The sequence below is a fragment of the Isoptericola hypogeus genome (assembly GCF_039531145.1).
In the GTDB taxonomy this organism is placed as follows: Bacteria; Actinomycetota; Actinomycetes; order Actinomycetales; family Cellulomonadaceae; genus Isoptericola; species Isoptericola hypogeus.
Genome location: NZ_BAAAPM010000003.1, coordinates 954,187 through 976,844, shown reverse-complemented (window position 1 = coordinate 976,844; position 22,658 = coordinate 954,187). Strand labels below are relative to the sequence as shown.

Here is a 22,658-nt window from a genome sequence, read left to right as displayed (position 1 = left end):
CCATGGTTCGCACGGTCCTGCCCGGGCGGGCCTCGCAGCACTCCACCAGTGCGCCCCGCGCGAAGGAGCCTCCGTGAGCAGCAGCCGTCCCGCCCCACGTCGAGGACCGCTCGCGGCCGCCGTCGCGGTCGCGCTCGTCGTCCCCCTCACGTCCGCCCTGGCCGGCCCTGCGGCGGCCGCCGTCTCGCCCGACGCCGCCGTGATCATCGACGAGGTCTACGGGGGCGGCGGCAACAGCGGCGGCGCGTTCAACCAGGACTTCATCGAGCTGCACAACCGGACGAACCAGTCGATCGTCCTCGACGGCTGGTCGGTGCAGTACGGCTCGGCCACCGGCACCTGGTTGGCGAGGACGATCCTCTCGGGCGTGATCCCCGCGGGTGGGTCGTTCCTGGTCGCGCAGGCGACGGGCGCGAACACGTCGCTGCCTGCGCTTCCGACGCCGGACGTCACCGGCACCGTCGCGATCTCCGGGACCGGCGCCAAGGTCGCCCTCGTCTCTTCGACCTCCCTGCTCAGCTGCTCGACGCCCGCCTCGTGCTCGTTCGCGTCCGACGTCGTCGACCTCGTCGGCTGGGGCTCGACGACGACCGTGTATGCCGGGGGCGGCCCCGCGCCCGCCACGACCAACGCGACATCGGTCGCTCGGGTCGCCCACGCGCACACGGCCGACAACGCCGCCGACTTCGTGACCGGTCCGCCGACCCCGGCGGCGAGCGGCACCGATCCTGGCCCCGACCCGGCCGTGCCCGCGAGCGTCGCGGAGATCCAGGGCACGGGCGCCGCGTCCCCGCTGGCCGGGCGCGCGGTCACGACGCGCGGCGTCGTGACCGCCGCCTATCCGACGGGCGGTCTCGACGGCTTCCACCTGCAGACCGCGGGCACGGGCGGGGGCCCGGCCGCCGACGCCACCCCAGGCGCGTCCGACGGCGTCTTCGTCCGCCTCGGAGCCGCGTCCGGTGCCCCGCGCGTGGGCAGCCACGTCGAGGTCACCGGCAGGGTGACGGAGTCCCAGGGCCTCACCGAGGTCTTCACCGCCCGCTGGACGACGCTCGACGAGCCCGCGGCGCAGGTGAAACCGACGGGCACCGCCTGGCCCGCGACGGACGCGGAGCGAGAGGCCTTGGAGGGCATGCTGCTCGCGCCGCAGGGCGGGTTCACGGTCACGGACAACTACGACACTCACCAGTTCGGCACCGTCGGCCTCGCGGCCGGCGACGTCCCGCTCACGCAGCCCACCTCCGTCGGCCGGCCGGGCTCCGTGCAGGCCGAGGCCCAGGCCGCCGACAACGCCGCCCGGGCGGTGCGGCTCGACGACGGGGCGTCGACGAACTACCTCGCGGCGGCCAACCAGGACTCCCCGGTGCCGTGGCTGACCGGCGGCGCCCCCCTTCGGGTCGGCGCGGCTGTCACCTTCACGACGCCGGTGGTGGTCGACTTCCGGTTCGGGTCCTGGGGCCTTCAGCCGCTCGCCCCGCTGACGCCCGACGTCGCCGACGAGGTGCAGCCGGCGACGTTCGAGAACACCCGTGAGGCCGCGCCCGACGACGTCGGCGGCACCCTGCGGGTGGGCACCTTCAACGTGCTCAACTACTTCACCACCACGGGTGACCAGCTCGACGGCTGCGCCTACTACACCGACCGCGACGGCGCGCCCGTCACGGTGCGGGGCGGCTGCGACGCCCGAGGCGCGGCCGACGCCGAGAACCTCGAGCGGCAGCAGGCCAAGATCGTCGCCGCGATCAGCGCGCTCGGGGCCGACGTCGTGGCGCTCGAGGAGATCGAGAACTCCGCGGCGTTCGACAAGGCCAGGGACCAGGCCCTTGCCGACCTCACCGCCGCGCTCGACGCGCACGACGGCGCGGGCACCTGGGCGTACGTGGCCTCGCCGGGTGCGGTGCCGGCCGAGGAGGACGTCATCCGCAACGCGTTCGTCTACCGCACGGCGCGGGCCGAGACCGTCGGGGGGTCCGTGATCCTCGACGACGAGGTCGCGTTCGGCAACGCGCGCGAACCCCTCGCCCAGACGTTCCAGCCCGCGGGCGGCATCGACGCCGACACCGGGGACGACGTCGTCGTGATCACCAACCACTTCAAGTCCAAGGGGACTGCCGGCCCGTGGCCGGGGGACGCGGACACGGGCGACGGCCAGGGGGCGTCCAACGAGTCGCGGGTGCGGCAGGCGACGGCGCTCGCGGCCTTCGCCGGCGAGGTGTCCGCCGACGCCGGCACCGACTCCGTGCTGATCGTCGGGGACTTCAACGCGTACGAGCAGGAGGACCCGATCAAGGTCCTCACGGACGCGGGCTACACCGACCTGGGCCCCACCACGGGGGAGCACACCTACCTGTTCGAGGGCATGGTCGGCTCGCTCGACCACGTCCTCGCGTCACCGGCCGCCGCGGGCCTGGTGAGCGGCGTCGACATCTGGAACATCAACGCCGTCGAGCCGGTCGCGAACGAGTACAGCCGGCACAACTACAACGCGACGAACCTGTACGACACGACGCCGTTCCGGTCGTCCGACCACGACCCGCTGCTCGTGGGGCTCGACCTCGTGCCGGCGGCGCCCGCCTGGACCGCGCGGGCCACGTACACGAGGGGCGACCGTGTGGTGTCGGACGGCGCGCTGTTCGAGGCGCTGTGGTGGTCCCGCGGCCACGAGCCGGGGGCCCGGTGGTACGGGCCCTGGGCGGAGGTGGGCGCGCCCGTGGCGACGGCGGACGGGGTCCGCGCCGCCTGGACGGACTCCTGGGTGTACCGGCGCGGCGACGTCGTCGTGCACGACGCACACCTGTGGGAGGCACGGTGGTACTCCCGGCACGTCGAACCGGGCGCGACGCGGTGGGGTCCGTGGAAGGACCTCGGCGCGGCCTGAGGTGACCGTGCTCACCCGCCCCCGGCGCGCGACCGGGCGGTGCCGGGCGGTGGCTTAGGCTCGTGGGGTGACCAGCTCGACCCCCGACCAGCCCGCCGCGACGCCGGACGGCGCCGTGCCCGCGGAGCCGGCTCCCGACGTGCCCGCGAAGCCGGCCGCCGCCGAGAACGCGTCGGCCCCGGATCGTCCCCGGGACGCCACCGAGGACGGCACCGGGAGCGCCACCGCGGACGAGCCGCAGGACCTGACGCTGCTCGTCGACCCGGACCGGGTGCGCCGGGCGCCCAAGTACCCGGTCTTCCTCTGGGTGGGGGCGCTCGTCGGGATCGTCGCCGGGCTCGTCTTCGCCACGTGGCTCATCGACGTCACCGGCTCGGCGGAGAGCCTGATGAAGCCGGGCGTGTACGTCACGGTCGTCGTGCTCGCGACGACGGCGCTCGGCCTCGGCGTCGCGGGGCTCCTCGCGGTCGTCGCGGACCGGCGCAGCCTGCGTCGCCGCTGACACCTCGCCGCGGCACGTCGGCGCAGGTCGGTCGACCGGGCTCCTGTGGGATACTCGGACCATGCCCTTGCGCCCTGACGGCCGCCTGACCCATGACCTCATGCCCGGCGAGAAGGGCCCCCAGGACGCCTGCGGCGTCTTCGGTGTCTGGGCCCCGGGCGAGGAGGTCGCGAAGCTCGCCTACTTCGGCCTCTACGCCCTGCAGCACCGCGGGCAGGAGTCCGCCGGCATCGCCACGAGCAACGGCGAGCAGATCCTCGTCTACAAGGACATGGGCCTCGTGTCCCAGGTCTTCGACGAGACCGCCCTGGACGCCCTGACCGGCCACCTCGCCGTCGGGCACTGCCGCTACTCCACGACCGGCGGCGTCACCTGGGAGAACGCCCAGCCCACGCTCGGCGCGACGGCGGGCGGCACGGTCGCCCTCGGGCACAACGGCAACCTCACCAACTCCGCGGAGCTCGTGAACCTCGTGGCCGAGCGCTACGGCGCGCAGCGGCGCGGCGAGCTCGCGCGCGGCAACACCACGGACACGGCGCTCATCACCGCGCTCCTCGCGGGCGACCAGGACCACACGCTCGCGCAGACGGCGCTCGAGGTGCTCCCGCGGCTGCGGGGCGCCTTCTCCCTGGTCTTCATGGACGAGGGCACCCTGTACGCGGCCCGCGACCCGCAGGGCGTGCGCCCGCTCGTCCTCGGGCGCCTGCAGCGCGGCTGGGTGGTCGCGTCCGAGACGCCGGCCCTCGACATCGTCGGCGCGTCGTACGTGCGCGAGGTCGAGCCCGGCGAGCTCATCACGATCGACGCCGACGGCCTGCGGTCGGAGCGGTTCGCCGAGCCGGAGCGGGCCGGCTGCGTCTTCGAGTACGTCTACCTGGCCCGCCCCGACAACACGATCAACGGCCGCTCCGTGCACGCCTCGCGCGTCGAGATGGGCCGCACACTCGCCCGGGAGCACCCCGTCGACGCCGACCTGGTCATCCCGACGCCGGAGTCCGGCACGCCCGCCGCGGTGGGCTACGCCGCGGAGTCGGGAATCCCGTTCGGGCAGGGGCTGACGAAGAACGCGTACGTCGGGCGCACGTTCATCCAGCCGTCCGACACGCTGCGCCAGCTCGGCATCCGGCTCAAGCTGAACCCGCTGCGGGAGGTCATCCGCGGCAAGCGGCTCGTCGTCGTGGACGACTCGATCGTGCGCGGGAACACCCAGCGGGCGCTGATCCGCATGCTGCGCGAGGCAGGGGCCGCCGAGGTGCACGTGCGCATCTCCTCCCCGCCCGTGAAGTGGCCCTGCTTCTACGGCATCGACTTCGCCTCCCGCGCGGAGCTGATCGCCAACGGGCTCACGGCGGACGAGATCGGCCAGTCGCTCGGGGCGGACTCGCTCGGTTACATCTCGACCGACGGGATGATCGCCGCGACGGAGCAGCCGGCCTCGCAGCTCTGCGCCGCCTGCTTCACCGGCAAGTACCCGATCGAGCTGCCCACCGCGGACCAGCTCGGCAAGCACCTGCTCGAGCAGGCGGAGCTGCCCCTGGGGGCCCCGGAGGACGGCCTCAGGCAGGTCGCCGTCGGTGCCGGCGGGTCCACGGCGCTCGACCACCCCTGACCAGATCCCGGTGGTCGAGCCCGTCGACACCACCGGCCGACGACCGATGGTGGTTTCGACAAGCTCAACCACCGGCCGAGGAGCATCACGTGACGAACGAACCCCTGACCTACGCGGCGGCCGGTGTCGACACCGAGGCCGGTGACAAGGCCGTCGAGCTCATGAAGGACGCGGTGCGGCGCACCCACGGACCGGCCGTGCTGGGCGGCGTCGGCGGGTTCGCCGGCCTGTTCGACCTGTCGGCGGTGCGGCACTACCGGCGGCCGCTGCTGGCCACGTCGACCGACGGCGTGGGGACGAAGGTCGCGATCGCCCAGGCGCTCGACAAGCACGACACGATCGGCTTCGACCTCGTGGGCATGGTCGTGGACGACATCGTCGTGGTCGGTGCCGAGCCGCTGTTCATGACCGACTACATCGCCACGGGCAAGGTCGTGCCGGAGCGGGTCGCGGACATCGTCCGCGGCATCGCCGAGGCGTGCGAGGTCGCCGGGACGGCGCTGGTCGGCGGCGAGACCGCCGAGCACCCGGGCCTGCTCGAGCCGCACGAGTACGACGTGGCGGGCGCCGCCACGGGGATCGTCGAGGCGGACGCGGTGCTCGGTCCGGAGCGTGTGCGCGCGGGCGACGTGCTCGTCGCGATGGGGTCCAGCGGGCTGCACTCCAACGGCTACTCGCTGGTGCGGGCCGTCGTGAAGCACGCCGGCTGGTCCCTCGACCGGCACGTCGACGAGTTCGGCCGCACCCTCGGCGAGGAGCTGCTGGAGCCCACCCGGGTGTACGCCCGGGACGTGCTCGCGCTGGCGGCCGACGACGGCGCGCAGGTGCACGCGGTCACGCACGTCACGGGCGGGGGGCTCGCGTCGAACCTGGCCCGGGTGCTGCCCGCGGGGACGGTCGCGACGGTGGACCGCGGCTCGTGGGAGCTGCCGCCGGTGTTCCGGACGGTGCAGGAGCTCGGCGGCGTGCCGTGGCGCGACCTGGAGAACACGCTCAACCTCGGCGTCGGGATGGTCGCGGTCGTCGCGGCCGACGGCGTGGACTCCGCCCTGGCGACGCTCGCCGCACGGGGTGTGCCGGCGTGGGTGCTCGGTCACGTCGAGGACCTGGACCCCGCCGCCGCCCAGGAGGACCTGGTGTCGGGCACCAAGGGCGTGCAGGGCGGCGCCGTGCGACTGGCCGGCGACTACCGGTGATCCCGTGGCCCGCCTGACGCGGGCCGGGACGCGCGAAGGGCCGGACGGCATGCCGTCCGGCCCAACGCGTCGGAGATCAGAGGGAGCGCGTCAGCGCTCGTCGTCCCACGAGTTGTAACGATTGTCGTACTCGTCCCCGTCGGAGGAGTAGCGGTCCTCCGTGGCGACGTCGGTGCGACCACCCTCGCTGCCCTTGAGCTCTTGCTCGAGCGCGTGGTAGTTCGTCTCGGGGCTGTAGTACTTCAGCTCGCGAGCGACCTTAGTCTGCTTTGCCTTCTGACGGCCGCGGCCCATGGCTGAGACCCCCTCAACGTAGGAGCGGGGCTGGCGACGTCCCAGACGGCGGCCCCGTGCGTAAGTAGTCTGTTCAGATCCCAACGGTACATGCTCGCGCGCCATTCCCTCCACTCCGGAGCGGGGGGAGTGGGGTTCCGCACGGTCCGAACTGCCTTCTCGGACGCGGAACGTGTCCTGGATCACGATGGCGAGCCTCCGGCCGGCGGCTGGAAGGGGGCCGCCGGGCGGCCGCCGGTCGTCGGTGAGACCGGTACGTCCGGCTCGTCCGGGGATCTGAGATCCGTCAGGATTCATCCGGTCCTCAAGTCGCCTCAATCCCACTTTCTGCACACAATGGATGGGCGAGGCCGTGGGACCATTCGGGCGCCGCCCGGGACGGCCGCGCGCCAGGAGGTGCAGGGGATGTCGCTCCACGGTGAGTCCGAGGTTCTGCTGACGCCGGCCGAGGTGGCCAGCCTCTTCCGTGTCGACCCCAAGACGGTGACTCGGTGGGCCAAGGCCGGAAAGCTCTCGTCGATCCGCACCCTCGGTGGGCACCGGCGCTACAAGGAGTCCGAGGTGCGCGCGCTGCTCGGTGCCGCCTCCGAAGAGGCGACCCCGGACAAGTGACCTGCCGGCCGGCGGCCCGCCGCCGGCCGACCGGCATCCGGCGGGTGCGCAGCGTGCCACCGCGGCACCGGGTGCGGTCGAACGGCCCTCAGCGCCTCACGGCCCGGACGACGACGAACGTGGCGAGGGCGAGACCGGCGGCCACGGCGCCCAGGAGGATCTTGGCGTTCCGGCTCCGCCGCGGCTCGGCGTCCGGGAGGCCGCCCCCCGTGACGAACGACCCGACGTCGGCGGCCGCCTGCTTGGTCGACCGTGCGAGCTGGGATGCCTGGTAGGACGGCGAGAGCCGCGTGACGAGCTGGTCGAGGGTGTCCCCGAGCTCCGCGCGGCTGCGCGCGACCTCGGCCTCCAGCTCGTGCTTGGTGGGAGGGGGAGTGGCGTCCCCGGTCGTGGGCTCGCTCACCGCTTCATCCCCTTCTTGATCGTCTCGACGTCGTCCTTGACCCGGTCGACCGTCTCGGGGCGTCGGGCGACGCGCTTGAGCTGCGACACGGCGACCCACACCGCCAGCCCGGCGACGAGGACCAGGAAGACGCCGACGACGAGGGCCGAGAGCCAGAGCGGCCACACGACGTCGAGGCCGAGGATCCCGGCCCAGATGAGCACGCCCACGGCGTACAGGACGATGACGACCGCGACGCTGATCAGCCCGATGGCGATCCCTGACCGCTTCGCCTTGTCGGTGAGCTCCGCCTTCGCGAGCGCGATCTCCGCGCGCACGAGCCGGGTCGCCTGCTCCGAGAGCTGCTCCATGAGCCTGCCCATGGTGGGCGGCTGCTCGGCAGGCGGTGGTGTCCGCCCGTCGTCCCAGTCCGTCATCGGCTGCTCCGATCCCCTGTTCCGATGGTCTGTGCGATCCCACTCAACCCGTACCTGCTGGTCCAGGCAATTCCAGGCGGGATCGCGGGGCATCGGGGCGGGTCGCGCGGCGGCCTGGGAACGACGGAACCCCCGGGCCGCGAGGGCCCGGGGGTTCCGGTGGTGGCTCCGACCGGCGTCGATCCGGTGACCTTTCGATTTTCAGTCGAACGCTCTACCAACTGAGCTACAGAGCCATGACACGAACGCCCGGGCGCCGTTGCCGACGAACCGGGCGCTTCATGCGCGACCCTGACGGGACTTGAACCCGCGACCTCCGCCGTGACAGGGCGGCGCGCTAACCAACTGCGCTACAGGGCCAAGGCGGGGGGTGTTCTCCCTGCCGAGGGGCTCGTTTCGAGCCGAGAAGAAGCGTACCCCATGCCTGGCGGGATCCTGAAATCGGGTCCTGACCAGGGAGAACACCCCAGATTCGCGAGCCTGACGGCCCGCGGACGTACCCCCAACGGGATTCGAACCCGTGCTACCGCCGTGAAAGGGCGGGGTCCTAGGCCGCTAGACGATGGGGGCTGGACGTGCGCAAGCATACCGATCCCGCCGGGCGGGCGGGCGCCGTCGACCCGTGGCCGGGACCGTCCTGCCCGTGCGCGAGGATGGGCCCGTGGTGGAGATGACACGCGCCGACTTCGAGGACGCCGTCCGCGACGGCCTGGACCAGGTGCCTCCAGAGCTGGCCGCGATGATGGACAACGTCGTCGTGCTCGTGGAGGACGACGCGCCGGCCGACGACCCCGAGCTGCTCGGGCTCTACGAGGGAGTCCCCCTGACGGAGCGTGACCTGCACTGGGCCGCCGGGTCGCTCCCCGACCGGATCACCGTCTTCCGCAACCCGACGCTCGCCATCTGCGACGACCGCGACGACGTCGTCGAGGAGGTCGCGATCACCGTGGTGCACGAGATCGCGCACCACTTCGGGATCGACGACGAACGCCTGCACGAGCTCGGCTGGGCTTGACCGCGGGCCGGGCGGCCCAGGACGCACGAGAGCCCGCCGACCACGACGGGTCGGCGGGCTCTCGTCCGGGCGGGCGCCCGGGACGGCAGCGCCTCAGGTCAGCGGGGAGTACTCCCAGTGCCACGCCTCGGGCTTGCGCCCGTCGGCGCGCGCCCAGCCGGGGTTGTCCCATCCGAACTTCGGGGCGTTCTCGCGCAGCCACTCGTACTGCGCGGTGCCGAAGATGTCTACCCCTCCGCCAAGATCGACGGCGACACCCCACCCGTGGTTCGAGTACCCAGGGACGGCGGCGAGGTAGCCCTTCGACGCCTTGACCGCGACCTGTGACTCGTACGACCGGTAGGTGTCGTTGATCTCCAGGTGCGTGCCGAACTGAGCGCGGTACGCGGCGTCGAGCCGCTCGAGCTGCTCTGCCGCGTCCTTGCGAAGCTGCTCGCCGGCGGCGAACGACAACTCGTTCAGGTCGCCCGTGGACAACCGGCCGTTCTCGTAGCCCTCCGTGTCGTCGGCGTACTTCGCGAGGGCCGACGCGGCGCTACGGGCCGCCCGTACCTGGGCGCGCATGATCTCGGCGGGGGTGTCGGGGACGTCGGGGGCAGGCTCGATCTCCACCGTGGCCTGCTGGGACCGGTCGAGCAGGTTCGTCAGCGACTTCGTGGCCTCGGCCAGCTTCTGGCCCGACGCCGGCGCGGCGGCGACCGCCCCGGCGCCCGCGCCGGACCCGGTCGCGGCGTCGGCCGCGGCGAGCGCGCCGTCCTGGTCGGCCAGGAGCGTCGTGTGCACGATGGCGTCACCGACCGCCACCTCGTCGGCGACGGCCACCGCGTCGACGGCCGTGCCCTCCGCGGCGGCCGTGTTCGCGGCATTGTCACCGGTCGCAGTGGCGTCGGCCGGGGCCTCCTCCGCGGACTCCTCCTGCGGCGTCGTGGCGGTCGCGCCCTGGGCGGCGGCGGACGCCTTCCGCTCGTCCAGGGACTCCCGGTCGGCGGAGCGCGACGCCGCGGTCGTGATCGTCGACGCGGCCGACGCGGACCCCGACGACGCCTGCGCGGTCGCCTGTGCGGCGGTCTGGTCGGTCGACTGGTCGGCGACGAGCCCGCGCAGCCGTTCCGCCCGCTTGGCGATCTTCTCGCGCTGCTCGTCCGAGAGGGCAGCCGAGTCGTTCGCCACCGACGTGGCGCGCTCGAGCACTGCCTGCGCGTCGCTCACCGCGGCATCCGGCGTCGACACCTGCGACTGCACGAACGACGCGCCCTCGGCGGTGGTCGGCGTGTCCGTGGGGACGGGCGCCGCGGACGCGTCGCCCGAAGAGCTGCCGGCGGCGGCGCTCACACCCGTGGCCAGCCCGGTGGACAGGGCCATCACGGTGAGTGCGACGGGCACGCCGGCGCGGCGTCCGCGAAGACCGCGGCGCGCGCGACCCGCCGTCGCGGAGGTACGACGAGGCCCGGCGTCCGGGCGGTGGACGTCCCGGCGGCGCGGGAGCGGCGTGGACGCGGGGCGCGCGTCGCGCAGCTCGCCGCGGTCGGTGCCGTCGTGGTCGGCGGCGCCGTGCGGGGTACCGGCCGGAGCCGCGGGGTCGTGGTCAGGGGAGGTCAGATCGTCGTGCTGAGTCAAGGTCGGGGGTCCTCGGGGTGTCGGAAGCTCATTCCATCGTGGGCGGGCCGCGGGGGTGCTCCCGACCGTTCCCGAGAGCAAGGGGCACGAATCCCGTGCGGACCGCGCGCACGAGATGTGAAGGCCCGGACATCACGGGACGACGCCTCGGTGCATCCGGATGCTGGGACGCGGCGTCCCGCACGGCCGTGCGGCGGCCCGCCCGGCGCAGGGCGTCCCCAACACTGCTCGGATGAGCTCCGCACCCGTCACCGTGGCGATCCACCGCGCCGTCAGCCCGGACCGCGTTCCCGAGGTGACCGCGTGGGTGCAGGCCGGCGTGCGGCTGGCGAACCGCTGGGACGGCTTCCTCGGGTCCGGGTGGATCCGCGCGGCGGAGGGGGCGGGCGACTGGATCATGCTCTACCGCTTCGCCGACGCCGCGCGGCTGGAGGCCTGGGAGCGATCCGACCAGCGACTCCGGTGGCTCGCCGACGGCGAGGGCCTCGTCGAGGAGCGTCGCGTGGAGCGGCGCACCGGCATCGAGGGATGGTTCGAGCCGCCGGTGCGCCAGGACGAGCCCACCGGACCGCCGCTGCTGCCCGCCCCGCCGCGCTGGAAGCAGTCGGTCGCGATCTGGCTCGGGTTCTTCCCGGTCAACCTCGCGTTCACGGCGCTCGTCGGCTGGCTCGCCCCGCCGTTCGAGGAGCTGGATGTCGTGCTGCGGGTGCTCGCGTCGACGCTCGTGCTGACGCCGGTCATGTCGTTCTGGGTGCTCCCGTGGGTCACGGGCCGCCTGTCCGGCTGGTTGCACGCCACGTCCCGGCGGGCGTGACGGACGTTCACAGGGCCCGCCCAGCCGGACGTTCCTAGGCTGGGGGCATGCTGCCGCTCGCCGACTCCGACCTCGGGGACACCGCCGAGGCCACCGCCAGCCTCGCCGTCACCCTCGCCTGGGCGGTCGGTGCGCTGGTGGTCGCGTACGTCGTCGCCACCGTGGCGTCGGTCCTCATCCGACGCCTCGGGCGCCGCAACCCGCTGGTGCGGGACATGGGCGTGCGGATGCGGCGGCCCATGCGGGTCGTGCTCATGGTCGTCGCGTTCTGGATCGCGATGCACTTCACCGCCGACCAGCAGGAGCCGTGGTTCGACGCCGTGAGCCACGGCCTGCTGATCGCGACGATCATCTCGGTGGCGTGGCTCATCGGGTCGGTGGCGTTCGTCGTGGAGGACCGCACGCTCGCGCGGTTCAGCGGCGACCGGGTGGACGACAGGCACGCACGGCGGGTCCGCACGCAGGTCAACCTGGTCCGCCGGGTCACGGTCGCGGTCCTGGTGGTCTGCGCGATCGCGGCCGTGCTGCTCACGTTCCCGACGATGCAGACCGCGGGAGCGAGCATCCTGGCCTCGGCCGGCCTGCTCTCGATCGTGCTCGGCGTCGCGGCGCAGTCGTCGCTGGCGAACACGTTCGCCGGCATGCAGATCGCCTTCACCGACGCGATCCGCGTGGACGACGTCGTCGTCCTGAACGGCGAGTTCGGCCGGATCGAGGAGATCACGCTCACCTACGTCGTCGTGCACGCGTGGGACGACCGGCGGCTGATCCTGCCCTGCACCTACTTCACGACCACCCCGTTCGAGAACTGGACCCGACGCGCGGCCGACCTGCTCGGCACGGTGGAGATCGACCTCGACTTCCAGGTGCCGATGGGCGCGATGCGCACGGAGCTCGACCGGTTGCTGGACGCCTCGGCGCTGTGGGACCGGCGCACGGGCGTGCTCCAGGTGACCGACGCCGTAGGCGGGACCGTGCGGGTGCGGGCGCTCGTGAGCGCGGCCGACGCCCCGACGCTGTGGGACCTGCGCTGCTATGTGCGCGAGGGTCTCGTCGAGTGGTTGCAGCGCGAGGTCCCGGGCGCGCTGCCGCGCACCCGCTTCGAGGGCTCGGCGCCGGAGCGGCCGGGCGCGCTCGGCGGCCCCCCGGTCGACGACGGCGCCCCGGAGCCGGAGCGGGCCGAGGCCCAGGGCACGAAGGCGCCCGGGGGCAGCACCGAGGGCACCAAGGCGGGCAGGGGCGGCGCCAAGCCGGGTCGGGGTGCGCCGGCGGTCGTGCCGACGCGGTCTCCGGTGCTGCACCGCGACCTGCCGTCGCCCGTGCGCTCGAGCGTCCGCCCGGCGCCGCCACGCCCCGGGCGCGGGCGGGACCGCACGGTCGTGCTCGGCGCCGTCGAGGGGCCCGACACGCCGTCGAGGGACCGCGGGGACGCCGACGGTCCCGACGCGACGATGCTCCTTCCGGCGGTCGACACCGCGGGGGACGAGCAGGGCAGCACGGCCGAGCGGTCGGCCCTCTTCAGCGGCAGCGCGGAGGCGGAGGCGCGCTCCAAGCACTTCCACGGCCCGGGCAAGGACGTCATCGAGGAGCGCGAGCAGACGGCGCTGCTCCAGCTGGGGGATCTCGACGAGGACGACACCGCCGACACCGACGGCGCCGACACCGACGACGCCGACACCGACGACGAGGCCGCGGAGGCGTCGTCCGGCGGAGCGCGGAAGCGCGAGCGGCTGGCGCCGGACTCCGGTGAGGGAGGGCCCACCCACGGCGACGGCGGTCACGGTCGCGGCGACGGAGGGCACGGGAGCGACGGCGGCGACGGGTCGTAGCGTCGCTCGTCGCGACGCGGCCGACACGCGCCAGAGGTCGGCGATGCCCCCGGCTGGCGAACCACGGTCCGCGGCCCGGCGAAGCAGCGCGGCCCGCGTCAGTCCTCCGCGTCGAGCCAGACGGTCATCGGCCCCTCGGCGCGGTTCGCCCACGCGAAGTACGGCACGAGCTCCAGCGTGGCGTCCACCCACCGCGCGGGTCGCGCGGCGCGGTAGAGCCCGCCGTCGGCGTCGTCGGGCATCCGTCGCCGGGCGGGCAGCGAGACGCGCCCCATCCCGCCGAGCAGGTCCGCGTCGAACCGGTAGGCCGGCTCGGCGTCCAGCCCGACGCGGTAGAGCCACAGCGGTGCCTGGTTGTCGACGCCCTCCGCGCAGTAGACCACCGGTCCGCGCGTGACCGCGACCTTGCCGACGTCGGCGCGGACCCGGTTGTCAGCCTGGACCAGCGTGACGGTCATGTCGAGCTCGAGCTCGACGACCGTGCCCGGCGCCGAGACGTCCACGACGACGAAGCCGTCGCGGGCGGGCTGCTCGCACGCCGCCCCGTCGACGGTGAGCCGGTACGCGTGCGCGGACCACTGCGGGATCCGCACCCCGAGGCGGAGCTCTCGGCCCTCGGGGTTGGCCACGGCGAGCCGCACGCTGCCGCCCCACGGCAGGTCGGAGTCCTGGCTGATTCGGACGCCGCCGTCGAACGTCGCCTCGCTGGCGACGTACTGGGAGACGAGGATCGTGCCGTCGTCGGTGGCGGAGTAGACGTACTGGTCGACGGACGCCACCAGGCGCGCGACGTTGCTGGGGCAGCACGCGCAGCCGAACCAGTCCGCGCGGTGGGTCAGGACGTGCTCGCGGCCGGGGTTGGCGCGCCACGCCGGGTCGGCCTCGAGCGGGTTGACGTAGAAGAACTCCGTGCCGTCCTGCGACATGCCGCTGATCGCCGCGTTGAAGAGCTGGCGCTCGACGACGTCGCCGAACGCGCCGTCGGGCCGGTTGCGCAGCAGCTGGCGGCCGAGGAAGGCCATCCCGACGGAGGCGCACGTCTCGCCGTACACCGTGTCGTTGGGCAGGTCGTGGTCGGCGGTGAACCGCTCGCCGTGCTGGGCGGACCCGACGGCGCCCGTCACGTACATCCGCCGGTCGACGACGTTGCGCCACAGCCGCTCGGCGGCCTCGCGCAGTGCCGGGTCGCCGGTGAGCCGGCCGACGTGGGCCATCCCGGTGACGAGGTAGGCCAGGCGCACGGCGTGCCCGTCCGCCGTCGTCATGTCCGTGACGGGCTCCGCGGCCTGGTAGTAGGACCGGTCGAAGGCGTGCATCCCGTCGATGAGGGCACGGTCGGGGCCGTCCGCGGCGACCTGGCGGTCGAAGAACTCCGGGTCCTGCCCCCGCTCGGTGAGGAAGAAGTGTGCCAGCGCTAGGTAGCGCCGCTCGCCGGTGGCCTCGTGCAGCCGGGCGAGGGCGAGCTCGACCTCGGCGTGCCCGTCGTAGCCGCGGACCTGGCCCGGGCCGGTCCCGAAGGCGTGGTCCAGGCAGTCGCCCATGGCGACGGCGATCGCGAGCGCGCGCTCGTTGCCGGTCGCCGCGTGGTAGGCGACGAGGGCCTCGATGCCGTGACCCATCGTGTACAGCTCGTGGGACTCGCGCAGCCGCGCGAAACGGCGCTCGGGCGCCTCGATCTGGAAGAACGTGCACAGGTAGCCGTCGGGCTCCTGGGCCGCGCCGATCAGCTCGACGACGCCCTCGGTGAGTCGCAGGAGCTCGGCGTCGGGCCGGTAGCGCAGGGCGTAGGCGGCGGCCTCGAGCCACTTGTAGACGTCGGTGTCCTGGAAGACGTAGCCGGAGTGGCGGCCGCCGGCCCGGCCGGCGGCGATCTCGAAGTTCGCAAGGGCGTGGCTCGAGGAGTAGCTGGCCTCGTTGCCGCCCGGCTCGTGGGCGATCTCGACGTCGGCCTCGTCCGCCATGACCCGCCACTGGTAGGGCAGCACCTCCTCGACGACGAGGTCGCGGTAGCGCGACCAGAACGTCGAGGTGATCTCGATCGTGCGGAGCGCGGGGGCGGCGGCGGTGTCGGTCCGGACGGCGGTCATCGGACCTCCTGGTGGGCGGCGCGCTCGGCCAGCTCGGCGAGCACGACGGGCTCGTTCCGCTCGAACCGGCGGTAGGCGAGCATGGGCAGGATCCCGAGGGCGAAGACGATCGCCGGGAGCCACGCGAACGAGAACTGGATGGCGGCGAGTGCCGAGGCGGTCTGGGGCTGGTCGGCGACGTAGCCGGCGGCCTCCATGATCAGCGAGGGCAGGAACGCGCCGATGCCCGCGCCCATCTTGATGCAGAACGAGCTGCCGATGGCGGTGAGGAACCCGGAGGCGCGCACGCCGTTGCGCCACTCGCCGAAGTCCACGGTGTCCGCGACCATCGCGAAGAACAGGGCGCACGCGGTGCCGCTGCCGAGGCAGGCCAGGATCCACGACGTCATCAGCAGCGCCGGGTCGCCCGCGAACAGCGCGATGCCGACCTGGCCGAGTGCCGCGAGGGCGAACCCGAGGATGGTGCTCCCGGACTTCCCGAGGCGCTTGACGAGGAGGGGCACGGCCGCCATACCCGCGACCTGCACGATCGAGACCCCGTTGAACAGGGCGATCTGCCCGGTGCTGCCCTGGTTGTACTGGAAGAAGTACGGCAGCGTCGAGGTGCGCGCCGTGAGCCCGACCCAGAAGATGACGTTCGCGACGACGAGCAGCACCCAGGGCCAGTTGCCCCGCGCGGCCCGCAGGGAGCTGCGCACCGGGATGGGCGTGGTGCGCTCGACGTTCTGCTCGCGCATCGTCGCGAACGCCACGAGCAGCAGCACCAGGGCGACGAACGCGAAGATGCCGACGGCCAGCGACCAACCGGTCTGCGAGGTGGGCGACCCGCCGAGGAGCGTGACCAGCGGCAGGATGAACGTCACGGCGAGGAAGTTGCCGACGTTCCCCCCGACCATGCGGAAGGAGTTGGCGACCGTCCGCTCCTGCAGGTTCGACGTGAGGTTCGGCAGGACCGACGTGATCGGGGTGGACATCCCCGTGTACGCGATGCCCGCGAGGATGTAGACGACGGCCGCGTAGACGACCTTCGCGGTCCCGTCGAGCGGAGGCGTCGTGAACAGTAGCCAGACGAAGAACGAGAACGGCAGCGCCATCCACAGGAACCACGGCCGGCTCTGCCCCCACCGGCTGCGCGTGTGGTCGATGATGAAACCCCAGACCGGGGCGTCGAGCGCGTCGATGACGCGCGCGACCAGGAGGATCGTGCCCGCCGCCGCCATCGTCAGCCCGTACACCTCGGTGAAGTAGTACAGGGCATAGCTCGCGATGATGCAGTACAGCAGGTTGCCCGACAGGTCGGTGAACGAATAGGTCACCTTCCGGTAGAGCGGCATCTGCGCCGTCTCCTTCACGTCGACCGGCTCTGCCGGCCGTTCCGCGACACTCGCCGTCATGGCGTCCGTCTCCCTCTGGTACGTCGATGAACCGCCGTCCACGGTAGGAAGGTCAGGCGCTCGCCGGGAGGCACGCACATCCCACTTTGGTGTCTGATTCCGACCTCGGCGGCTCCGTGTGAGCGGTGCCACAGTCCCGACGGCGCGCTAAGGTGTCGGTATCCGACTCCGGCGCCGACGTGCGCCGGGCCACGCGGAGGCGCCCGTGTTCGAGATCTCCCTCGCCGACCCGATCTTCTTCTTCAAGGCCGGCGAGTTCACCGCACCGCCGGGCTGGCGGCACAAGCGGCTGCACCACGAGCGCGACTTCGAGATCTTCCTGGGTGTCACCGGGACGGTCCCGCTGCTCGTCGACGGCGTGCGGACCGACGTCGGGCCCGGGGACTGCGTCGTCACGCCACCGGGGGCGACCGTCGAGGGTGCCGCCGCGACGACCGAGGACGTCGCCTTCTACTGGCTGCACTTCTTCGCGCGGTGGCGCGAGCCGGGCGACGGTGCCGAGGGAGCGGCGGGGTCTGCGGCCGGCCGGGACGTCGCCCTGCCGGACCCGTACGCCGCCGAGCTCGAACGGGTGCGGGACGGCGAGTTCAGCCCCGCCCTCCATGACGTGTGCCTGCTCCCGCGCGCGTTCCGCCCGGCGCGGCCGCACCGCGCGGTGCTGGCGCTGCGGCAGGTGCTCGACACCGCGAACCGCTTCCGGTACACCCAGCGCGCGTGCGACTTCCTCACCGGCGCGCTGCTGGTCGAGCTCGGCGACGACTTCCTGCGTTCCCGGGCCGAGCGGGTCACGGCGCAGCCCGCCAGCACCGCGCCCGTGGCCGAGTGGATCCGCAGCCACATCTCGGCCGACCTGACCGTCGCCGCCGTGGCGCGCCGGTTCAAGGTCAACCCGGACTACCTCACGCGCACCTTCCGTGCGGAGCACGGCACCAACCTGCGCGACTACATCCTCGACCTCAAGATCGAGGCCGCGAAGGTGCTCCTGGTCCGCACCGACCTCCCGGTCGGGCAGGTCGCGCGCTTCTCCCACTTCCGCGACGGCCGCAACTTCCTCAAGCGGTTCCGCGAGCGCGCGGGGGTGACGCCGTCGGAGTTCCGGACGGCGTACGCCGCCACGCACCTGAACAACGACGTCATCGACCCGCGCATCCCGATCCCGCAGGCGGCGGAGGCTTTTCTCGCCACGGGGTCCGTGGCGCCGGAGGACGGGAGGAGCGCCGTCGCGCCCGAGTGGGCCCCCAGGGGCTCGAACCCTGAACCCGCGGATTAAAAGTCCGCTGCTCTGCCAGTTGAGCTAGAGGCCCGCCGTCGTCCACCCGAGGTGGGTGCGGCGGCTGCGCACAGCGTACGCGGGAGCGTGATCCGGGAGTGCACGACGTGGCTCCCGCGCCGTCGTCGCGCCGGGGACGTGCCTCGTCGAAGGTCACGATCAGGTCACGGGGGGCAACCTATCCAGGTCGCGGTGGCCGTGTCACGCGAGGTCTCACCCACCGGGAGATCTCGTCCCGATCGCGTCTCACCATTGCTTTTGCCCCCCGGGTCCTGTTTCGGTGGACGGGTTCGCCAGGACCGACGAGAGGAGCGCCCATGCTCACCGTGACCGACAACGCCCGCACCGCCGTCCAGGACCTCGCCCAGCAGGCGGGGGTGCCGTCCGAGGGAGGCCTGCGCATCGCGCAGTCCACCGGGCAGCCCGGAAACTTCGAGCTCGCGCTCGTCCCGGCGCCGCAGCCCGACGACCAGGTCGTCGACGAGGACGGCGCCACGCACGTCTTCGTCGAGGCACAGGCGGCACCCGCCCTCGACACCCTGACGCTCGACACCGACCCGGAGGCGCAGGGCCCGGGTTTCGTGCTCACGCCCCAGCCGTGACGACGAGGTAGGACGCTCGCGGGACCCGCGGGCGGCGCGTCGCGGGGCCACGGAGCCCCTCGCGTGACGCCCGGCGTACGACGACGACCGGTCGCGGAAGCTTCCGCGACCGGTCGTCGTGCGTCGGGGCAGGCCGTCGCGGCGGTCCGTTCGTCCACCCTGCCTCGGGACCGACCCGCGGGACCGACCCGCGGAGCGCGGGCCTGGTGCTCGGCCGCGAAGTAGGCCAGGGTGGCCATCGCACCGCGACCTGCGCGGCGCGCACCCGGAGGTGACCCGTGTCTTCCGACCCCGCTCGCACTGCCGAGCGCACCGCACGCCGAGCCCGCCGCAGCTCGGTGCTGCAGACGCTCGCCCGGTCGGGTTACGCCGCGTCCGGCGTCGTCCATCTGCTGCTCGGCTATCTCGCCGTGCGCCTGGCCTTCGGGTCGACGCCCGCCGGCAGCGCCGACCAGAACGGCGTGTTCCAGGAGCTGGCGAGCGCGCCCGGCGGCGCCGCGCTGCTGTGGGTCGTCGCCGTCGGCTTCGGGGCGCTGGCCCTGTGGCAGCTCCTCGAGGCGCTGCTCGGGGTGGCGGGTACCGACACCGCGAAGCAGGCCGGCGCGCGGGCCAAGGCCGCCGCGAAGGCCGTGCTCTACGGCGTGCTCGCCGCCACGGCCGGCCGGTACGCCCAGGGAGGCTCCTCCGGGGGTGGCACGCAGGAGAGCCTCACCGCGGACCTCATGAAGGCACCGGCCGGACGGTGGCTCGTCGCCGCCGTCGGGCTCGCCATCGTCGGCGTCGGCGTCTTTCACGTCGTCAAGGGGTGGCGCAAGAATTTCCTCGACGACCTGCGGGGCACGGGCGGCGGCGCCGTCGGCCAGGCGGTGGTGCGGCTCGGTCAGGTGGGCTACGAGGCCAAGGGGGTGGCGCTCGGCGTGCTCGGTGGCCTGTTCGTCGCGGCCGCCTGGACCTCGGACGCGCAGAAGGCCGGCGGCATCGACGACGCGCTGCGCGTCATCCGCGACCAGCCGTACGGGACAGTCCTGCTCGTCGCGACCGGTGTGGGGATCGCCGCCTACGGCGTCTACTCGTTCGCGCGCGCCCGGTACGCACGGCTCTGAGCGGCGCGGAACCTGGGCGCGACCGTCTCCGTGGCGTCGGCGGCCCCGCGATCAGGCGGGCGTGGCGGGCTCCACGATCCAGGTCGCGCCGAGCACGAGGCAGCCGAGCGTGACCAGCAGGAACGCGACCACCCACACCATCCCGGTGGTGCGCGTGAGCGCCGCGAGCTGGTCGGCGTCGGACCGTCGCGCGCGGCCGCGCGAACGCTGTGCCTGCAGCTCGAAGACCGGGCGGACGGAGCCGAGCAGCAGGAACCACGTCACGGCGTACGCGACGGCAGACTGAGCCGGGGGCTCCAGCCACCAGGAGACGGCGACCAGCGCCGCGCCGCTGACGAGCACCGACCACAGGCCGAACCAGTTGCGGATCTTGAGCAGCAGCAGCGCCAGCAGCAGCACGAGCAGCCACAGCAGCCCGACGGCGTAACCCTGCCGCAGCAACCACGCGGCACCCAGGCCGGTGAGCCCCGGCCCGACGTACCCGGCGAACGCGGTGACGATCATCCCGAAGCCGCGCGGCCGGCCCGCCGACACGGTCAGCCCGGAGGTGTCCGAGTGCAGCCGGATGCCGTCGAGCCGCCGGCCGGTGACCATCGCGGCGACGGCATGCGCGCCCTCGTGGGCGATCGTCACGACGTGCCGGGCGACGCGCCACACCGGCGTCACCAGCACGACGGCGAGCGCCGCCAGCCCGGCCGCGAGCACGACGGCCTGGGACGGCGGGTCGACCGGCGTGGTCGCGGCCGTCCAGATCTGTGCGATCACGTCGCCGGTGGTTGCGAGGAAGTCGTCCACGGCGGTCATTCCACCATGCGCGCCTGGGACCGGTCCGGCAGCCCGGATCGGATCGACGGCTGGAGCTGCTGCCAGGATCCGAGGCTGCCGGTCCGATCGCGCCGCCCGCAGCACGGTCGGGGGGCCCGTTGTCGACCCGGGCGCCCGTCATGAGACAATGGGACCGGAGGCTGCGCGGACCGCGCGCCCCGCGTCGTGGAGATCCCCCCGGATTGCGTGCGGCGGACCCCGACCCGACGTCCCTGACGTCCCCAGCCCGAGAGGCCCTCTTTCTTGACTACCTTTGCCGATTTCGGCCTGCCCGCCCCTGTCGTCCGCTCGCTCGCGGACCAGGGCATCACCACCCCCTTCCCCATCCAGACCGCGTCCCTCGGCGACACCCTCGCCGGCAAGGACGTGCTCGGCCGCGGCCGCACCGGCTCCGGCAAGACGCTCGCGTTCTCGCTGCCGGTCGTGACGCGGCTCGCGACGTCTGCGGCCAAGGCCGCCGCCGCGGGCAAGCCCCGCCGCCGGGCCGGCCGGCCCCGCGCGCTCGTCCTGTGCCCCACGCGCGAGCTCGCCAACCAGATCAACGCCACCATGGAACCGCTGGCGACCACGCTCGGCCTGAAGACCACGACGATCTTCGGCGGCGTCGCGCAGTCCCGACAGGTGACCGCGCTCGCCGGCGGCGTCGACGTCGTCATCGCCTGCCCGGGCCGCCTCGAGGACCTGCTGGGCCAGAAGCACCTGACCCTCGACGACGTCGAGATCACGGTGCTGGACGAGGCGGACCACATGGCCGACCTCGGGTTCCTGCCCGGCGTGAAGCGGATCATGGACCGCACCCCGGCCGTGGGCCAGCGCCTGCTGTTCTCCGCCACGCTGGACAACGGCGTCGACGTCCTCGTCAAGCGGTACCTGAAGAACCCGGTGACGCACTCGGTCGACGATGCCGCCGCCCCGCCGCCGCAGATGACGCACCACATCCTCGCCGTCTCCGACGCCGACGCGAAGAAGGACGTCGTGCACGCGCTCGCGTCGGGCACCGGCCGCCGCGTGCTGTTCACGCGGACCAAGCACCAGGCGAAGAAGCTCGCCAAGCAGCTGACGGGCGCGGGCGTGCCCGCCGTCGACCTGCACGGCAACCTCGGGCAGGGCGCCCGCGAGCGCAACCTCGCGGCGTTCTCCTCCGGCGAGGTCAAGGTCCTCGTCGCCACGGACATCGCCGCGCGCGGCATCCACGTGGACGACGTCGAGCTCGTCGTGCACGTCGACCCGCCGGCCGAGCACAAGGCGTACCTGCACCGGTCCGGCCGCACCGCGCGCGCCGGTTCGGGCGGCGACGTCGTCACGGTGATGCTGCCGGAGCAGCGCGGCGACGTCCGCGACCTGACCCGCAAGGCGAAGATCTCCGCGAGCCCGCAGCCGGTGGCGCCGGGCGACGCGACCGTCGCCGCGCTCGTCGGCGAGGTCGCGCCGTACGTCAAGCCGGCGCCGGCTCCCGCGCCGCAGCAGCCGTCGAGGAAGGGCGGCCAGTCCCGGTCGCGCGCGCCGCAGAAGCAGGGTGCGCAGCGCCAGGGCGCCTCGTCGCAGGGCACGCAGCAGTCGGGCCACCGGCCCGCCGCAGCCGCGGGCGACGGCGCAGCACGACCGGCCCGCCGGCGTCGTCGCGGCGGCCGCGGCCGCGGCCCGCGCGCGGGGGTCTGAGCGTCGCCGTAGGCACCGACGCGCGCCGGAACACGGGCGCGGTTTCGCCGGTTGTGGTCCACGGAGGTGTCAGATGACGTACGAAGTCACGAAGTCCGACGAGCAGTGGCAGGTCGAGCTCGACCCGCAGGAGTTCGCCGTCCTGCGCCAGGCCGGCACGGAGCGGGCCTGGACGGGTGAGCTGCTCGACGAGAAGCGCGTCGGCGTGTACCGCTGTCGGGCGTGCAGCAACGAGCTGTTCCGCTCGGACACGAAGTTCGACTCGCACTGCGGGTGGCCGTCGTTCTACACGCCGCTCGCCGGCGACGCGGTCGAGCTGCTCGAGGACCGGTCCCACGGGATGGTCCGTACCGAGGTGCGGTGCGCGCGCTGCGGGTCGCACCTGGGGCACGTCTTCGACGACGCGCCGCAGACGCCCACCGGCGACCGGTTCTGCATGAACTCGCTCAGCCTGACGTTCGAGCCGGCCGAAGGCTGACCGCGGCAGGCCGTCGGCACGAGGATGGCGAGAGTCCGACCCCGGACTCTCGCCA

At 73.4% G+C, this 22,658-nt stretch carries 20 protein-coding genes and 4 tRNA genes; 13 read left to right on the top strand and 11 right to left on the bottom strand.

Translation table 11 applies throughout. The features are described 5' to 3' along the window. Positions 1 to 73 precede the first annotated feature (73 nt). The 4 genes from ABD254_RS06670 to purM all read left to right on the top strand — a co-directional run bounded on the left by ABD254_RS06670 (position 74) and on the right by purM (position 6,185). The gene (locus ABD254_RS06670; RefSeq protein WP_344246839.1) at positions 74 to 2,878 is read left to right on the top strand and encodes an ExeM/NucH family extracellular endonuclease; all 2,805 of its coding nucleotides are present in this window, start codon (positions 74 to 76) and stop codon (positions 2,876 to 2,878) included. A 67-nt stretch (positions 2,879 to 2,945) separates the two neighbouring features. Continuing rightward, positions 2,946 to 3,380: a hypothetical protein gene (locus tag ABD254_RS06665; protein WP_344246837.1), complete on the top strand. Its 435-nt coding sequence runs from the start codon at positions 2,946 to 2,948 to the stop codon at positions 3,378 to 3,380. Positions 3,381 to 3,441: 61 nt separating this feature from the next. Next, positions 3,442 to 4,989, top strand: coding sequence for an amidophosphoribosyltransferase (gene purF, locus ABD254_RS06660; RefSeq protein ID WP_344246835.1), 1,548 nt, complete (start codon positions 3,442 to 3,444; stop codon positions 4,987 to 4,989). An 89-nt stretch (positions 4,990 to 5,078) separates the two neighbouring features. After that, a complete protein-coding gene (gene purM, locus ABD254_RS06655) occupies positions 5,079 to 6,185 on the top strand; it encodes a phosphoribosylformylglycinamidine cyclo-ligase (protein WP_344246833.1) in 1,107 nt (368 codons plus the stop codon). Between the two features lie 90 nt (positions 6,186 to 6,275). Here purM and ABD254_RS06650 read toward each other — a convergent pair whose 3' ends face one another. After that, complete coding sequence (locus tag ABD254_RS06650; RefSeq protein WP_344246831.1) at positions 6,276 to 6,479, bottom strand: DUF3073 domain-containing protein; 204 nt, start codon at positions 6,477 to 6,479, stop codon at positions 6,276 to 6,278. Positions 6,480 to 6,884: 405 nt separating this feature from the next. Between ABD254_RS06650 and ABD254_RS06645 the strand changes: the two genes are divergently transcribed. Then, positions 6,885 to 7,091, top strand: a complete 207-nt coding sequence (locus tag ABD254_RS06645) for a BldC family transcriptional regulator (protein ID WP_344246829.1) — start codon at positions 6,885 to 6,887, stop codon at positions 7,089 to 7,091. An 88-nt stretch (positions 7,092 to 7,179) separates the two neighbouring features. Here ABD254_RS06645 and ABD254_RS06640 read toward each other — a convergent pair whose 3' ends face one another. The 5 genes from ABD254_RS06640 to ABD254_RS06620 all read right to left on the bottom strand — a co-directional run bounded on the left by ABD254_RS06640 (position 7,180) and on the right by ABD254_RS06620 (position 8,480). Then, complete coding sequence (locus ABD254_RS06640; RefSeq protein ID WP_344246827.1) at positions 7,180 to 7,494, bottom strand: DUF3618 domain-containing protein; 315 nt, start codon at positions 7,492 to 7,494, stop codon at positions 7,180 to 7,182. Next, the gene (locus ABD254_RS06635) at positions 7,491 to 7,910 is read right to left on the bottom strand and encodes a phage holin family protein (protein WP_344246825.1); all 420 of its coding nucleotides are present in this window, start codon (positions 7,908 to 7,910) and stop codon (positions 7,491 to 7,493) included. The genes ABD254_RS06640 and ABD254_RS06635 overlap by 4 nt, the downstream gene beginning before the upstream one ends. A 160-nt stretch (positions 7,911 to 8,070) precedes the next feature. After that, positions 8,071 to 8,146 (bottom strand) — tRNA-Phe (locus ABD254_RS06630). A gap of 50 nt (positions 8,147 to 8,196) precedes the next feature. Then, positions 8,197 to 8,270 (bottom strand) — tRNA-Asp (locus ABD254_RS06625). Between the two features lie 137 nt (positions 8,271 to 8,407). After that, positions 8,408 to 8,480: transfer RNA gene (locus ABD254_RS06620), tRNA-Glu, on the bottom strand. Between the two features lie 100 nt (positions 8,481 to 8,580). Here ABD254_RS06620 and ABD254_RS06615 point away from each other — a divergent pair. Continuing rightward, positions 8,581 to 8,925 (top strand): metallopeptidase family protein, encoded by a 345-nt coding sequence (locus ABD254_RS06615; RefSeq protein ID WP_344248514.1) that lies wholly within the window; start codon positions 8,581 to 8,583, stop codon positions 8,923 to 8,925. 93 nt (positions 8,926 to 9,018) lie between these two features. Here the strand turns inward: ABD254_RS06615 and ABD254_RS06610 are convergent, their stop codons facing one another. Then, entirely contained in the window at positions 9,019 to 10,542 is a 1,524-nt protein-coding gene (locus ABD254_RS06610; RefSeq protein WP_344246823.1) for a M15 family metallopeptidase, read from the bottom strand. A 232-nt stretch (positions 10,543 to 10,774) separates the two neighbouring features. On the opposite strand from ABD254_RS06610, the gene ABD254_RS06605 reads away from it, so the two are divergent. Continuing rightward, a complete protein-coding gene (locus ABD254_RS06605) occupies positions 10,775 to 11,356 on the top strand; it encodes an antibiotic biosynthesis monooxygenase (protein ID WP_344246821.1) in 582 nt (193 codons plus the stop codon). Between the two features lie 47 nt (positions 11,357 to 11,403). After that, complete coding sequence (locus ABD254_RS06600) at positions 11,404 to 13,185, top strand: mechanosensitive ion channel family protein (RefSeq protein WP_344246819.1); 1,782 nt, start codon at positions 11,404 to 11,406, stop codon at positions 13,183 to 13,185. 98 nt (positions 13,186 to 13,283) lie between these two features. Here the strand turns inward: ABD254_RS06600 and ABD254_RS06595 are convergent, their stop codons facing one another. Beyond that, positions 13,284 to 15,272: a glycoside hydrolase family 127 protein gene (locus ABD254_RS06595; RefSeq protein WP_344246817.1), complete on the bottom strand. Its 1,989-nt coding sequence runs from the start codon at positions 15,270 to 15,272 to the stop codon at positions 13,284 to 13,286. Further along, positions 15,269 to 16,666 (bottom strand): MFS transporter, encoded by a 1,398-nt coding sequence (locus tag ABD254_RS06590; RefSeq protein ID WP_344246815.1) that lies wholly within the window; start codon positions 16,664 to 16,666, stop codon positions 15,269 to 15,271. The genes ABD254_RS06595 and ABD254_RS06590 overlap by 4 nt, the downstream gene beginning before the upstream one ends. Before the next feature lie 205 nt (positions 16,667 to 16,871). Here ABD254_RS06590 and ABD254_RS21430 point away from each other — a divergent pair, with 205 nt between their 5' ends. Continuing rightward, positions 16,872 to 17,936: a helix-turn-helix domain-containing protein gene (locus ABD254_RS21430; RefSeq protein ID WP_425553729.1), complete on the top strand. Its 1,065-nt coding sequence runs from the start codon at positions 16,872 to 16,874 to the stop codon at positions 17,934 to 17,936. Here the strand turns inward: ABD254_RS21430 and ABD254_RS06580 are convergent. After that, a tRNA-Lys gene (locus ABD254_RS06580) sits at positions 17,898 to 17,970 on the bottom strand. The two genes, ABD254_RS21430 and ABD254_RS06580, sit on opposite strands and share 39 nt — an antisense overlap. A 283-nt stretch (positions 17,971 to 18,253) precedes the next feature. Here ABD254_RS06580 and ABD254_RS06575 point away from each other — a divergent pair. Beyond that, positions 18,254 to 18,538: a HesB/IscA family protein gene (locus ABD254_RS06575; RefSeq protein WP_344246811.1), complete on the top strand. Its 285-nt coding sequence runs from the start codon at positions 18,254 to 18,256 to the stop codon at positions 18,536 to 18,538. A 278-nt stretch (positions 18,539 to 18,816) separates the two neighbouring features. Further along, positions 18,817 to 19,641, top strand: coding sequence for a DUF1206 domain-containing protein (locus ABD254_RS06570; protein WP_344246809.1), 825 nt, complete (start codon positions 18,817 to 18,819; stop codon positions 19,639 to 19,641). Between the two features lie 51 nt (positions 19,642 to 19,692). Here the strand turns inward: ABD254_RS06570 and ABD254_RS06565 are convergent, their stop codons facing one another. Next, positions 19,693 to 20,445, bottom strand: coding sequence for a M50 family metallopeptidase (locus ABD254_RS06565; protein ID WP_344246807.1), 753 nt, complete (start codon positions 20,443 to 20,445; stop codon positions 19,693 to 19,695). Positions 20,446 to 20,709: 264 nt separating this feature from the next. Between ABD254_RS06565 and ABD254_RS06560 the strand changes: the two genes are divergently transcribed. Further along, positions 20,710 to 22,125, top strand: a complete 1,416-nt coding sequence (locus ABD254_RS06560) for a DEAD/DEAH box helicase (RefSeq protein WP_344246805.1) — start codon at positions 20,710 to 20,712, stop codon at positions 22,123 to 22,125. A 73-nt stretch (positions 22,126 to 22,198) separates the two neighbouring features. Beyond that, positions 22,199 to 22,603, top strand: a complete 405-nt coding sequence (gene msrB / locus ABD254_RS06555; protein ID WP_344246803.1) for a peptide-methionine (R)-S-oxide reductase MsrB — start codon at positions 22,199 to 22,201, stop codon at positions 22,601 to 22,603. Positions 22,604 to 22,658: the final 55 nt, after the last annotated feature.